General features: G+C 61.4%; 8 protein-coding genes and 1 tRNA gene. 5 read left to right on the top strand and 4 right to left on the bottom strand.

Annotation, left to right across the window (positions count from 1 at the left end):
• Positions 1 to 166 precede the first annotated feature (166 nt).
• A tRNA-Arg gene (locus B5F40_RS00425) sits at positions 167 to 243 on the top strand.
• 591 nt (positions 244 to 834) lie between these two features.
• Here the strand turns inward: B5F40_RS00425 and B5F40_RS00415 are convergent.
• Complete coding sequence (locus B5F40_RS00415) at positions 835 to 5,511, bottom strand: leucine-rich repeat domain-containing protein (protein ID WP_087192406.1); 4,677 nt, start codon at positions 5,509 to 5,511, stop codon at positions 835 to 837.
• Between the two features lie 16 nt (positions 5,512 to 5,527).
• Positions 5,528 to 5,677 carry a hypothetical protein gene (locus B5F40_RS16120; RefSeq protein WP_162610827.1) on the bottom strand — a complete coding sequence of 50 codons (150 nt, stop codon included), beginning with the start codon at positions 5,675 to 5,677 and terminating at the stop codon, positions 5,528 to 5,530.
• A gap of 582 nt (positions 5,678 to 6,259) precedes the next feature.
• Here B5F40_RS16120 and B5F40_RS00410 point away from each other — a divergent pair.
• The 3 genes from B5F40_RS00410 to B5F40_RS00400 all read left to right on the top strand — a co-directional run bounded on the left by B5F40_RS00410 (position 6,260) and on the right by B5F40_RS00400 (position 10,012).
• Positions 6,260 to 6,688 carry a hypothetical protein gene (locus B5F40_RS00410; RefSeq protein WP_087192405.1) on the top strand — a complete coding sequence of 143 codons (429 nt, stop codon included), beginning with the start codon at positions 6,260 to 6,262 and terminating at the stop codon, positions 6,686 to 6,688.
• A 475-nt stretch (positions 6,689 to 7,163) separates the two neighbouring features.
• On the top strand, positions 7,164 to 8,516 hold the full coding sequence (locus tag B5F40_RS00405; protein ID WP_087192404.1) for a magnesium transporter: 1,353 nt from the start codon (positions 7,164 to 7,166) through the stop codon (positions 8,514 to 8,516).
• 2 nt (positions 8,517 to 8,518) lie between these two features.
• Positions 8,519 to 10,012, top strand: coding sequence for an Nramp family divalent metal transporter (locus B5F40_RS00400; RefSeq protein WP_239442818.1), 1,494 nt, complete (start codon positions 8,519 to 8,521; stop codon positions 10,010 to 10,012).
• 222 nt (positions 10,013 to 10,234) lie between these two features.
• On the opposite strand, the gene B5F40_RS00395 is transcribed toward B5F40_RS00400, so the two are convergent.
• The gene (locus B5F40_RS00395; protein WP_087192403.1) at positions 10,235 to 10,711 is read right to left on the bottom strand and encodes an RrF2 family transcriptional regulator; all 477 of its coding nucleotides are present in this window, start codon (positions 10,709 to 10,711) and stop codon (positions 10,235 to 10,237) included.
• A 749-nt stretch (positions 10,712 to 11,460) separates the two neighbouring features.
• Here B5F40_RS00395 and B5F40_RS00390 point away from each other — a divergent pair.
• Complete coding sequence (locus tag B5F40_RS00390) at positions 11,461 to 12,081, top strand: 5-formyltetrahydrofolate cyclo-ligase (RefSeq protein ID WP_162610826.1); 621 nt, start codon at positions 11,461 to 11,463, stop codon at positions 12,079 to 12,081.
• Positions 12,082 to 12,325: 244 nt separating this feature from the next.
• Here the strand turns inward: B5F40_RS00390 and B5F40_RS00385 are convergent, their stop codons facing one another.
• A complete protein-coding gene (locus B5F40_RS00385) occupies positions 12,326 to 13,327 on the bottom strand; it encodes a YdcF family protein (RefSeq protein WP_087192401.1) in 1,002 nt (333 codons plus the stop codon).
• Positions 13,328 to 13,381: the final 54 nt, after the last annotated feature.

The raw sequence follows: 13,381 nt of genomic DNA, 5'->3' as shown, positions 1-13,381 counted from the left end.
GCACCCGTCGACCGGCCGATGGCTACCGTCGTGCTTCGAACCTGCGCCAATACTCCCTCATCTTCCTTGCTTCAAACTTTTGTCGGCTTTCGTTTTCGCGGATTTCGCAATTTCTCATTGACAGGTGATCGCCAAACCGGCATAATAACCTTTGCTGTTTCGACGTGCGCCGTTACCTCAGCTGGATAGAGGGACTGACTACGAATCAGTACGTCGGGGGTTCGAATCCCTCACGGCGCACCACTTGTCATCCTAGATCAGAGCCGGTTTTTAGGCTCTGATTTTTTGTTTTACAGGGACGTTTTGACCAAAAATCGCCGAAATTGGCCCACTAACTCGGTTCAAACGCCTTTCCATGTTTCGTTGCAATATTATTTTCTCTCTCCCTGCATGGAGATTTTGCATACGCACTCAAGAACGTTCTAACTTGGTTTCGAGATAGGCTAAAGATGCCGAGTGCGACCTTCGAAAAAGCGCTTAATCAGCACCAACAAGCGACTTCTGCTGAATGCGCCCAGCGAGCTTCCCGCCGAATCGGCAGAGACCGCCGCATCTCCTTTCAACATGAAAGTCGCAACACCGTCGTAGGGAACTTCGGCAGAGAGGCGCGAGATCTCAGTCAGCGCAGGTGAAGCCGATGCGCTTCCCGCAGAATGGAGCAGCGACGAGCCATCCGGCTCCAAATGCGAGAAGCGCGATGCAACTGCTTCGGCTACGATGGAGGCAGAGACCGCAAACACCGATCCGCCACCGCGATGGGCGTTCTAAGCGAAGAAAGCCCAAAAACGAGCCACCCCCTCCCGGCCGGGCCCCGCGGCGCGCCGGCCGCTGGGGCTAGGGGCGCCCGAGGGCCCGCCTCGCGGCGGCCAGGGCGGCCAGGGCGGCGCAGAGCGCGCCGAGCGCGGCCGCCAGCGGGCCCGCGGCGTCGCCCGCGGCGGGCAGGGGCGCCGCGGGCCCCTCGGGGGCGGGCGGGGCGGGCTCGGCCTCGGCCCGGATGGAGAACCCCTGCTCCACGCGGGCGCCCTCGTAGCAGCGGTTGCCCGCCACCTCGCCCACGAGCCTGTAGTCGCCGGGCTCGCTCGGGGCGGCGTCGAGCCTGCGCCAGGAGCCGTCGGGCCCGAGGGCCCACCACGTCCACGTCGGCGGGACCTTGGTGCCCGTCTGGCTGTAGGGCGGCAGCCCCACGGGCTCGCCGTCCTCGACCTTGGACAGGTCGCCCTCGATCACGATGGAGCTGGGGCTCCGCGAGATCGTGAACAGGCGCTCGTCGGACTTGACGACGGGCGTCCCGTCGTCGGCGGCGCCCCGGACGGTCGCCACGACCTTGTAGTCGCCCGCCATGCTCGGCGGGCCGTCCAGCAGGCGCCAGCCGCCCTCGGCGGCCCCGTCGCGCTCGTACCAGGCGAGCTCGGGCTCGCCGGCGCCGCCCTGCACCTCGGTCGCGGGGTCGTGCACCGGCGCGCCGTCGCACGGGCGGCTCAGGTCCTCGACGATGCGCACCCCGATCGTGCGGAAGTCCAGCGTCACCGTGAGGATCTGGTCGCCCGGCGCCGGGGCGCCCGAGTCGGCGTCGCCGCCCGAGCGCCCGCAGTAGTACGTGTACACGATGGGCGCGCCCTCGCGGTAGCCGCTCATCGTGGAGCCGTCGAGCACGGCCCCCTCCACGGAGCGGATGCGCGAGGCGTCCAGGCCGGGGAACCTCTCCTCGATGTCGAACGTGTCGTCCAGAAGCCCCAGGTCGAAGTAGCCGGGGCTCATGGTCGTCCTCGTGGTCTCGTTGTCGGCCATGTGCATCCACGCCAGGTTGTTGTTCGCAATCTCAAGCAGCGAGAGGTTGGTGTTCGCCGTCGTGTCGTAGCCCACCATGTCGTAGCCGGCGACGCCCTTGCCCAGGCCCTCCATCTGAAGCTCCTCAAGATGCGGCAGCATCGAGACGTCCAGATCGGTCATAGGCGTGCCCGAAACGTAGATCGTCTTGAACGCAGGATCGTTCTCCGGCGCAATCTTGAGCCCGGAGAGCTGGGACGCGGGAGCCCACAGAATCTCGAGCTTCGTGTTGGCCGTCACATCCAGGCTCTCGATGGCCGCGTTTCCGCAGTACAGGTGCATGAGCTCGGGGCACTGCGAGAGATCGATGGAAGTCACGTCGGTCTGGTCGAAATTGAGGTTCTGCAACTTCGGGCAGCCCGTCACGTCAAGCTCGGCGATGCCCGTGCCGCCCAGCTCCAGCGTGCCGAGCGCCGGCTGGGAGCCGATGGCGATGCTCGTGAGCGGATTGCCCGCCGCCGAAAGCGATCCCAGCTTCTTACAGCCCGCGATGTCCAAGCTCTCCACCTGCGAGTCGAGCAGGTTCACCGTTGCCAGCTCGGGAGCCTCGCCCAGCTCAAGCGTCTTGAGGGCGGAGGTTTGAGCCGTGAGCATTTGCAGGCTGGGCATGGCGGACACGTCGAGCGCCTCAATGCCCGTGGTGTTGCTGATGTCGAGATATTTGACGGTTGTCAGCTTCTCGATGCCGGCAAGGCTCTTGATGTCCGCGTTGCCGCTGACGTTCAGCGAGGTGAGCGCCTGCTGCTCGTCCTCGTTCAGGAAGCCGTTGCCGTTCTCGTCGTAGCCGCCCAAAAAGTCGCGCAGGGCCGCGTCGGGGAAGTTGGCCTCGCTGATCTCGATGCCCGGATCCACCTCGCCGCCGTCCACCACGGGGTTCAAAGTGACCTCGTAGTCGATAGCCGCGCCGTCCGCATCGTAGCCGTGAGTACGGTACGTCATGATGATGGCCTCGCCGTGAACCACACCCGAAGCCTCGCCGGTGGCCATATCGTAGCCCACGTGGCCTTCCACGCCCCGCAGGGAGACGTTGGACGGAGCAACACCGAGCGGCTCGTCCGTCACATTAAAGCTCGTCGCGCCTGCCGGCAGGGGAATGTCGATCACGTTGTCCTGCGGCAGGGTCGCATCGACGTGAATCTTGCTGCTGGGCGGGAAGTCAACTCCCACCAGCGCGTCGTTGCCCTCGAGGTTGACCGTCGCCGTAACCGTCTCGTCGCCCGCAGAGGCGTTGCACAGCTGCGTCAGATCGACGGTGCGCAGTTCGTTGTACGAAAGATCGAGCTGCGTAAGCATGTTGGTCGAAACAGCGCTGCCACCCGTGTTGGCAAGGTTGAACGCGCTCAGCTGGTTGTGCGAGCAGTTGAGGCTTGCAAGCTTGGTGTTATGCGCGACATCAAGTTCGGTAAGCTGGTTGTTCGAGCAATCAAGCGACGTCAGTTCGGTGAACAGCTCGATGCCCTCAAGGCTCTTGATGCCCAAGCCGCTCACGTTGATGCTGTTGACGGCTTTAAGCTCGTCCTGCTGCAGGCCGATCTGGCCGTTCTTCTCGAAGTTGCGGTTCACGTACGCCTGGAACACAGGGTCGGGGAACTGGGGTTCGCCCACCGTGAGGTCGAGCTCGCCCGCGAACAACACGGGTTGGCCGCTGCCGTCCTTGGCCCCGGTGTCGTAGCTGTACGCGACAGGCGTTCCCTGGGAGTAATCCGAAAGCTCGGTGCCCGTGAGCGTTGCGCCCACCACGTCGCTGACCCGGTCGATCTCGATGCCTGGCAAAAACAGAGTCATGTCGAACGGCGCGCCATCCACCGTCAAACCGTAGCCCGCGCCGCCCTGCGCAAGGTCGGATCCGGTGATCGTGGCCTCGGGGCTCAATTTGACCCACATAAGCGGGTTGCCCGCCACCTTGATGGCAGAAAGCGCCGCGTTCTGCTCAAGGCTGAGCGACGTGAGCTGGTTGTCCGAGCAGTCGAGCGTCGTCAGCTTGGAATTGCCCGACAGGTCGAGCGCCCCGAGCGAAAGCCCCGAGCAGTCGAGCGTCTCCAGGTTTGCGAAATGCTCGATACCCGTGAGGTCCTCGATGCCCTCAGGCAGACCAGAAAGCTCGGTGACCAGCGAGCGTTCATACTCGGTGAGGGAGTTCTGAACCCCGTCTTTGTCGAGATTCGTCTCAACATAGGAGCGCCACGCATCGTCGGGGAAACTCATCGGGTCGACGGAAACGTCTGTGTCCTCGACCGCAACCTCAATGTTCACGTCGAACGTGACCTTCTGACCATCCGCAATGGTACCGGCATTGTAGGTGTAGGTGAACGTGCCGCCACCTAGAAGATCGCTCAGCTCGCCCGTCTTCGCGTCGTAGACGCCAGCGCCACGCGGGTTCTCCACCTTGGAAAGGTCGATGCCCGGGAAGAGCGTCTTGAGGTTCGTGGTGCGCGGATCGTCGTTTGCAAGCTCGAGCGCCTTGGTGGTGGTGGGCAGGATGCACTTATCGGCCGTGAGGTTCTCGAGCCCGTCAACGTTGAGCCAGCCGAGGCTCGTGCTGCCGCCCTCGCCGTCCGTCATATCGAGGTTGCTGAGCTGCTCGAGCCCCGTGAGATCGGCGCCCGGGATGGCGTTTTTGCCAGCATGGAGAATCGTGAGGCCGGGAAGATTCGTCACCAAGTCGTCGAGCGATTCAACGCCGCCAGGGAACCAGCCGCCAACCCCTCCGTCAATGGCGTCGAGCCAGACGCCGTCCTCGTAGATGGAGGCGACCTCCTCCTCGCTCAGATAGCCGTCCCCATTCTCGTCTTTCACCTTTTCGAAGTACTCGCGCAACGAATCGTCGTTCGCGAAGGCCTCGGCGATGTTGATGCCCGGCGGCACGGGAACATCGGACGTGTCCACGTTGAGCGTGACGTTGAGCGTGAAGTCGTTGATGCCGGTTTCATAGGTGTAGGTCACCGTGTCGGTTACGTTGGAGAGGACGCCCGTGGCTTTGTCGTAGTCGGCGCCCACGACGCCGTCAACTTTGCTCGGATCGAGGCCCGGGAACGATTCTTCGAGGTTGACCGTGCCGTCCTCGGCAGCCTTCACGGGAACCGTAGAGGAGTACTCCTCGATCTCGGAAGCGCTGCCGCCCACGCTCTCTTCGGCCTGAACGGTCATGTATTTATTGGCGGAGCTCAGCCACGCGAGAGGCGTGCCGCCCTCCGCATCGAGGGTAATTTGCACCGCTCTAGATGGCACATCCAGGCCATTGATCCGAGAGCCGCCGATAAACAGCTGATAACGCACGCTGTCGAGCAGCTCGAGCTCTGAGATACCCGTGTTCTGTATCGACAAGTTCGTCAGGAGATAACAATTGGAGATATCGAGCGTCGTCACCGCGGGCGAGTTCGAGATGTCGAGGAACGTCACGTTCTCGTTGCCGGTCAAATCCACATTCGCTGCGCCAAGCCCATAAATCGTGACATCACTGAGATTCGTCAAGGTTTCGATGCCCGTAAGATCTGTAATGGCGCCCGCCATCTCGGCATCGGTGATATAGATGGAGATCGCCTGGGTGATTTCCTCCTCGCTGAGCGAGCCGTTGCCGTCCTGATCGAAACGGTCGGCGACGTATTCGCGGAACGCCTCGTTGGGAAACGCTTCTGCCAGCGAGACCTCACCGGCCTTGCCGGCCTCCGCGACGCCGTCCGGCATCGCGGAAACCTCGGCGTCATTGGCCGAGATTAGACCCCCCCCCCGTCTGCTCAATAGACGAAGACGAGCCTGCGTAGGCCCCTGAAGGCACCATGCCGAACGCGCAGACAAGCGCCACGCCGACGGCGGTCGCCTTGCGCGCCAGCGTCTGGTCGTGCTTCTTCATGCCGCATTCCCTTTCTTTCTCTCGTCGTTGGCAGGGCAGCATCCGCTCTGTCGGAGGATGCGCAGCCCCACCCCTCCCTCAACCGCAAGTGCGATCCGCACAGGAAGGTTGAATGTATGAGTCGGATGTAGAATAGCACGCATTAAAAGAGCGCGCTAAGGCAATTTTGACAAGTAAGCGAAGAAAATATTTGATAGCGTGCTCCTTTGCATTCGGTTTCGATTCCTCCTGAACGCCCGCCGAACCAGCGAAGGCGGCGCCTCGCTCCGCCCACATGCGTGGCCTTTCAAGTTCGACCGCCTCCGCCCAAGACGAGCACGCCGCGACCTGCCGACAACCGTGCAGGGCCGTCCAAGCACCCTCTTCGGCGACGCATTCGTCGCGGGAAGCTTGCGATCGCAACTTGAAGCATATGCCAGCCGAAGAAGACAGGGACAGATGAGGAAAACCTACTTGCAATGAAGTCAGAGACCTCTGTTTCGATCTCCCGGCAGCTGCCGCCATCGAGAGGTCAATCTCTTTGATTTTCACCCTCGAAGGCCGGGGATCTTCGATCACAAGAAAGCTCTTGGCCTTTGATTCTTGCAGTTCTGGCTTCAATCTGTCTTCGAGCGCTTCGCCAAAGCGCAGTCGCTTCACGAGGGCTGCGGTATAGAGGTCAAAGGCAATGGCGTTTACAAAGGGCCTATCGATCCTTCCGTTTGCTATCGCCTCTTCGTTTTCGGTGACACCCGCCACTTTGCCGACGAAGCCGAAGCCGTATTTACCGCCCTGATGTTCGACGAACGCGCATCAAAACAGATGGCAAGATCGTTGATGACCGGCACATCCACCGTTACGGTCGCACTGACGGTTGCGCCTTTTGCGGCAAGCGCATTGGAAGAGCGACCGCCGGGCTTCACCTCCTCCCTCCCCGAAACAATCCGCTTCGGCGACATGGACGGCATACGCAATATTGGCGGCGAAAAGCGTCCTTCCTTTCACAAGCCCGATCGCCGAGGCGATCATTGAACGGACCCGCCTCCTGCTTCGCAGACCGCGATTGCTCCCCGAAGCGCCGGTTGCATATTGAGCTAGGGCCGGCAGCATCGAGGACGACCCGCGAATCGACTCGCAAGCCTTCCCGAAGCGGCGGGACGCGGCATCGCCGTTTTTCGCAAACATATGAAATACAGCCGTTTTCCTGCACTATCGTTGCGTTCCGGCACGATTGCATGTATCATATGCACGCTGGTTTTGGTCGCTGACGACGAGGTAGGCGATGCCACGAGTCGGCACACCGCAAGGTTCGAACCCCTTGCGACGCACCATCGCAGCATGGAGAACCCGCAACGACTGGCAGCAGCACGTGCGGTTTTTTTATTGGCCAAGGAAAGGAACGTACTTGAAGGTTCGAAAATCGAAACCTCACAGTAAGTAGCTCTCCTCCGGCACCCTTGCTGTGGCCGCCGGAGGGCGGCTGCTCCGCACAGCAAGGGACATCATCATGCTTTATCTTTCTCAAATGACGGGAAAGCCTGTCGTGGATGCCACGGGCGAGAAGATCGGCACGATCTCCGATTTGGCGATATCCACCGGCGAGGTATTTCCCCGCATCACAAGCCTGGCCTTCCAAGGGCCGGGCAAAGTGCCGTTCATGATCTCCTGGCGCAAGTACGTCGAGGGGTTCGACGAGAACGGCATCACCCTCGGCGTTCCCGCGCACGACATCCGCTTCAGCTATTTGCAGCCCGACGAGGTGCTGCTCGCCCGCGACCTGATGAACCGCCAGATCGTGGACACCCAGGGTATGAAGGTTGTGCGCGTGAACGATCTCAAGCTGTCCGTGTCCGGCTCGCAACTGCGCCTTTTGGGCGCGGAGGTGGGCACGCGCGGCATCTTGCGCGGATTGGCCCCATGGCTCGAGCGCGCCGTTGTGGCCGTGGCGCGCGCGTTCGGCAAGAAGATCGACGAGCAGATCATCGCTTGGAACTACATGGACCTGCTCGACCGCGACCTGTCCGAAGTGCAGCTGTCGGTCACGCACAAGCGCCTCGACGAGTTGCACCCTGCCGACGTGGCAGACATCCTAGAGCAGCTCGACCCTCAGCAGCGTGCCAACGTCTTCCAGCACCTCGACGACGCGCAAGCCACCGAGGCAATATCCGAGATGGAAGACGAGTACCAGGCCGACTTCATCGAGAACCTCGACACCAAGCGCGCGGCAGGCCTTCTGGGCAACATGGATCCCGACGACGCCGCCGATATCGTGCGCGACCTGTCCTATGAAAAGGCGGAGACGCTCTTGCGCCTCATGGGCATGGAGGACGCCACCGAGATTCGACGCCTTCTAGGCTACAAGGACGGCACGGCCGGTGGCATGATGACCACGCAGTTCGTAGCCGTGCACGACGACGACACCGTGGGCGAAACGATCGAGGTGCTGCGCGAGCTGCCCGAAGACCATCCCACCGTGCACTACGTGTACGTGCTCAATGAATACGACGAGTTCGTGGGCGTGCTGAGCCTGCGCACCCTCGTGCTCACCGATGACTCCACACGCGTGAGCGCTGTCATGTTCGACGACGTGATATCCGTGCCGCCGGACGAGACGGAAGAGGACGTGGCAGCCGACATCTTCAAGTACGACCTTCCCGCCATGCCCGTGGTTGACGAGCACAACATGATGCTGGGCATCGTCACCGTCGACGACGCCTGGGACGCCATCGAAGAGGACGTGAGCGGCGACAAGACGAAGCGCAACGTGCTCAAGGGCGTGGGCATTGCCGTGGCGGCCGTGCTGTTCCTCGCGCTGTACACACTCGCGTTGTTCCAGATCATCGGCTATTCTTGGAGGTAGCCATGACGACCAAGAACCGCATCGGACACAACAGCGCCCAACGCGAGTGGGGCACATTCCAAACAGGACGCATCGAGAACGCGAAACGCGGGACAAGCCCCTCGCACGACGCCGCTTCCCCAGTTTTCTCGAACGCACGCGGCTCGGACGAAAACGGAAAAGACGCGCGCATCGTGCGCAACGGAAGCGAAGCGAGCGAGGATAAGGTGCGCCGCAAAACGTGCGAAGAGGGCACCGAGACAGGCACGCTCGAAGCTGCGCCGAAGAAGGGTCCGAGCAAGCTCTGGCTTGTTCTGGCAGCGCTCGGCCCCGGCGTGGTCACCGCCATGGCCGGAAACGACGCCGGCGGCATCTCCACGTACTCCACCGTGGGAGCGGAGTTCGGTTACGCCACGCTGTGGGTCATCCCCATTATGTGCGTGCTGCTCGTCGTTGTGCAGATGACCGCTGCGCGCATGGGCGCGGTCACCGGCAAAGGATTCGCCGCGCTCATCCGCGAACGCTTCGGCATCCGGCTCACAGCATTGGCCATGCTCGCGCTGCTCATCGGCAACGTAGCCACCACGTTCTCGGAATTCGCGGGCATCGCAAGCGGAATGGAGATGTTCGGTGTGTCGAAGTACCTTTCCGTACCCGTCGCCGCCGTGGCCGTGTGGCTGCTCATCGTGGGAGGCAGCTACAAGAGGGCGGAGAAGGTGTTCTTGGCGCTGTCGCTCGTGTTCGTGACGTACGTGGTGGCGGCGTTCATGGCGCAGCCCGATTGGAACGCTGCGCTCGAGCACACTGTCTTACCGCGCGTCATCGGCGAGACGAGCTTCATATCCCTGGTCATAGCAATGATCGGAACCACCATCGCACCTTGGATGATGTTCTTCAACCAAAGCAACGTGGTCGAGAAGGGCGTCTCGACGAAGGATTTCTTCTCGCAGAAGGTGGACGTGGTGGCAGGCACCATCGCCGCGTGCCTTGTGGCGTGGTTCATCATCGTAACGACCGGATCGGTGCTGTTCCCGCAGGGCATCGAGATCGAATCGGCAGCTGATGCCGCACGCGCCCTCGCGCCTTTTGCAGGGCATTATGCCGAAGCGCTGTTCGCCATCGGGCTGGTCGCTGCGTCGTTTCTGGCCGCATGCGTGCTGCCGCTCACCACGGCGTTCGTCATTTGCGAGGCGTTCGGCTGGGAAGCGGGCGTGTCCTTCAAATGGCGCGAGGCGCCGCTTTTCAAGAGCATCTTCACGTTCGTCATCGCGTTTTCGGCCGTGGTGGTGCTCGTGCCGAGCATCGACCTTATGGGAGTCATGCTGACGGCGCAGTTCGTGAACGGCCTCGTGCTGCCGGTGCTGCTGGTATTCATGGCCATCATCGCTGCGGACAAGCGCATCATGGGCGGACACCGTTCGAGATTGGTTTCGCGCGTGCTCATCTGGCTGACCGTGGGCATCGTCACCGTATTGACGGCGGCCCTGCTGGTCATGCAGGTGCTCGGCATCGAATGAGGGTTCGAGCGAGGGCGCGGCGAAAGCCCTCGCTCGAACCCTCGACCCCCGCCGTGCACTGCCCGTTCGGTCGGCACGCCGCCGGAGCGGCGAGCACCTTCGCTCGCACGTCCGCGCGCTTTCGTTCCTTGCATTAGCACAGAGTGGGACCAGGCAAATCTACGCGAAGGTGGAGAAGCCAAGGAGCGGGCATCAACGAGGCGTCGACGCAGCAAAGCGAGGCTATTCGGCTTTGGCAGCCAGGCGTCGGCTCTCTTCCTCGAGACGCTTGGAGAGAAAAACGTACTTGCTCTCCCCGTCGCGAACGCAATCCAGCATCATCTGCACGGTAATGCTGGACAAAAACGCGCTCATGCTCTCCCCTATCAGGTCGTAGGCCTCTTTAACGCCCTGCACCATGGAGCTGTCCTTGCGCGCATTGCGACGAGCGCGCGTGGTTTGCTTGGCATCTTCGTCGAGCGCGTCCATGATCTCGAGTATGCTTATGTCGGTAGGCTCCTTCGCCAAACGATAGCCGCCGTGCTTGCCCGGGCGCGCTTCGATGATGCCCGCATTGCGCAATAGCTGCGCAAGCTGGATGAGGTAGTCGCGCGGTATGGACATGTCCTCGGCGATGTCCTTCGACGAGCAGGTGGTTCCCTGCGCAGCCAAGTACAAGATGGTGCGCATACCATAATCGGTTGATGCCTTCAGTTGCACTGCTGTCTCCTTACTTTGTCTCACCACCGGTCTGTTATCCGGTGACTTTTTCACTTATATATGAGTATATAAATCATTTTTCCCTTGATACAACAAAACGACGCTGCAGCAGCGTCGTTTTGCTCCTCCAACCCCGCAAACGAGGCCGAAGTTTCAAGGTGGTTCGAGTGTACCCAATGTAGTTCGATTATAGCAAGGTCAAAGACAGGTTTGCAGGTCAAATCGAATTGCAACGGTTACGTTTGTGCAATCTGGCGCTGTACGGCGCCCCCGGCATCAAGCTGTGGCCCGCGTTTCGAAGCCCGATCTTACCACGAGGCGGTCGCATAGCCTTTCGTCGGAGGAATCCACACATGGGCTAACCACCGATAAAGCGCGCCCGACCGAGTGAGGGAAACGCTCCCGACGGTGGTCGCTCACCTGGCAGAAGATGTCCACCTGAGGAGATGCGCCCAAGAAGATCGATCGGCCAAACGAGACGGCGCGCCCGACCGAAGTAGTTTGTCGTGGAAGTTTTCGAAGATGCCCGCCCGTTTAGCGGAGAGCACCTTGGCGGAGAGCGCCCCTCTTGGAAAGCCGTCCAGCCAAAAACAAGGGGCTCGCACACGCAAGGGGCTCGCACAGCAAAGGTTGCTCGACCGAGAACGGTATCTCCGTGCCTCCTTTCGCCTGACGCTTCACACGGAACGCCCAATCCGATGAGGAAGGGCACGCCTTCGCGGCAGAGGGGCCGGTGGTATACTCTTGCCATGAACGACAAGTCACTCATGCGCGCGGCGGTCCTCGAACGACGCGATGCCATCCCCGAGGAAGAGCGCGCACGCAGAAGCGAGAAGATCTGCCGCGATCTAGCGTGTCTGGCGAAAGCCTTCTGCCCATGCGAGGCCAAGGGTGCGGCAGAGAGCCCACCCCTCGTTGCAGCATATGCAGCCATGCGCAGCGAAGTCAACCTCGATGCCTTCGTGCGCGACATGCAAACTCGCGGTTGGACGGTCTGCTTCCCCTGCATGGTGCGCGACCGCTCCCAGCAGAAGCCACGCATGGAGTTTTTCCGCGTGCCGCCCGAGCGAATGTCGCATGCGCGCAGGGCCTTCCTCTCCCACCCGCTGTGCTGCTTCTCCTCCGACGAGCTTGACAGCGCAGGATACGCGCTTGCAGAACCGCGCGATCTCGACTTCGTTGCAGTCCCCCTCGTGGCGTTCGACAGAATGGGTGGTCGCTTAGGGTACGGGGGTGGCAATTACGATCGTCTGCTGCCCAAGCTACGTCCCGACGCGCTTGCTGTGGGCGTGGCATTCGTAGAGCAGCGCGTAAGGTCCGTCCCGCGCGACCATCACGACGTCCCACTTTCCCGCGTGATAAGTGCCTGAACGACAAATGAGTGCGATTTCGGATGGCTCGAGTGCTTCGAACCGCGCCTTCCATGGATACCGGAAGGCGCGGTTCCTGCGGGGCCATAGCGAATGCCTCGCTCCGCACCCGCAACGATCCGCCCCGTTGGCCGCGCTTGCAGCCATGCCCCTACACTCGACGGATGCGCGTCTCTGAGCCGCCGCACAGCGCGCTTCAATGCGCACGGAGCCTGCGCGAGAGGGCAGCGAGATGAAAGGGGCGTCAGCGTGCTAGCAGTGAGCACCCTGACGGCACAAGCCATAGCACGAAAATCAGGATGATCGGCCACAGATGAGCTTTGGTCACCGCCGCAAACTCCCGGATGAACGCGGAAGGGCGGAAGTATCGCGCCGTTTTGCTGCCCACGCCGTCGGCGACAAGGCCGATCTTATGAGCGTACTCGGCGGTGCGGAACACGTGGAAATCGCTTGTCACCACAGCAGAGCGATAGGCACCAGCACCGGAACGCGCGTCCATGATGGCCTTGCTGTTTCGCAGATTCTCCATTGTGGTAGTGGAGCGATCCTCTTCGATAACGGCATCGGCGGGCACGCCGCGCTCGTTCACAAGATACGCCTTCATAGCGGTGGATTCAGGGATCTCCTCGTCGGGTCCTTGGCCGCCCGAGACGATGATGACCGCTCGTTTGCCATCGGCTTCCCACAACTCAACGCCCTTGTCGAGACGACCAGCTAGAAGCGGCGTCGGTTTTGTTCCCGAAAGACCTGCGCCATGCACCACGATGTAATCGTAATCGCGACGCTTTGGCAACCTGCGATACAGCCACGAATACAGAAGCAAAGCTGTGAACGTGAATGCCAGATACGACCCCTCCATCACCACCAGCAGCGCAAGCGCAACAACGACGCCAGGAGCCGGCACCAGCATGAGCAACGGCACGCCCACGCAAGCGGCTATGATGCCAACCGCAAGAAAAGCCGGGAGCAGATGCGAGAGGGAAAGCCCTTCACGCCTCACCATCACAAAGGCGTTCGCCAATAGGAACACGACAAAGGCCACCGTGCCAAAGGGGATGGCTGCAAATGCCAGCAGCACGAGCCACGGCGTATCAAGCTGAACCGACAACCCCCACAGTCCGAACAGGCACAATAGCAAAAAGTACAGGGAGTTGCGGAACTGGCGTGGCTCCTTGATGTAGTTCTTGACGAACAGGAACCCGAACACCAGAGCAGGAAAGTATATGGACAGCAGCGTGAGCAGCATGAAAGAACCTTTGACGATTACGGGAGGGCAGCACGAGCATTCGATAGTATAGCG

This window comes from Gordonibacter sp. An230, from assembly GCF_002159915.1.
Taxonomy (GTDB): domain Bacteria; phylum Actinomycetota; class Coriobacteriia; order Coriobacteriales; family Eggerthellaceae; genus Rubneribacter.
The sequence above is the reverse complement of the archived record's forward strand: the minus strand, read 5'-3'. Positions and strand labels throughout refer to the sequence as shown.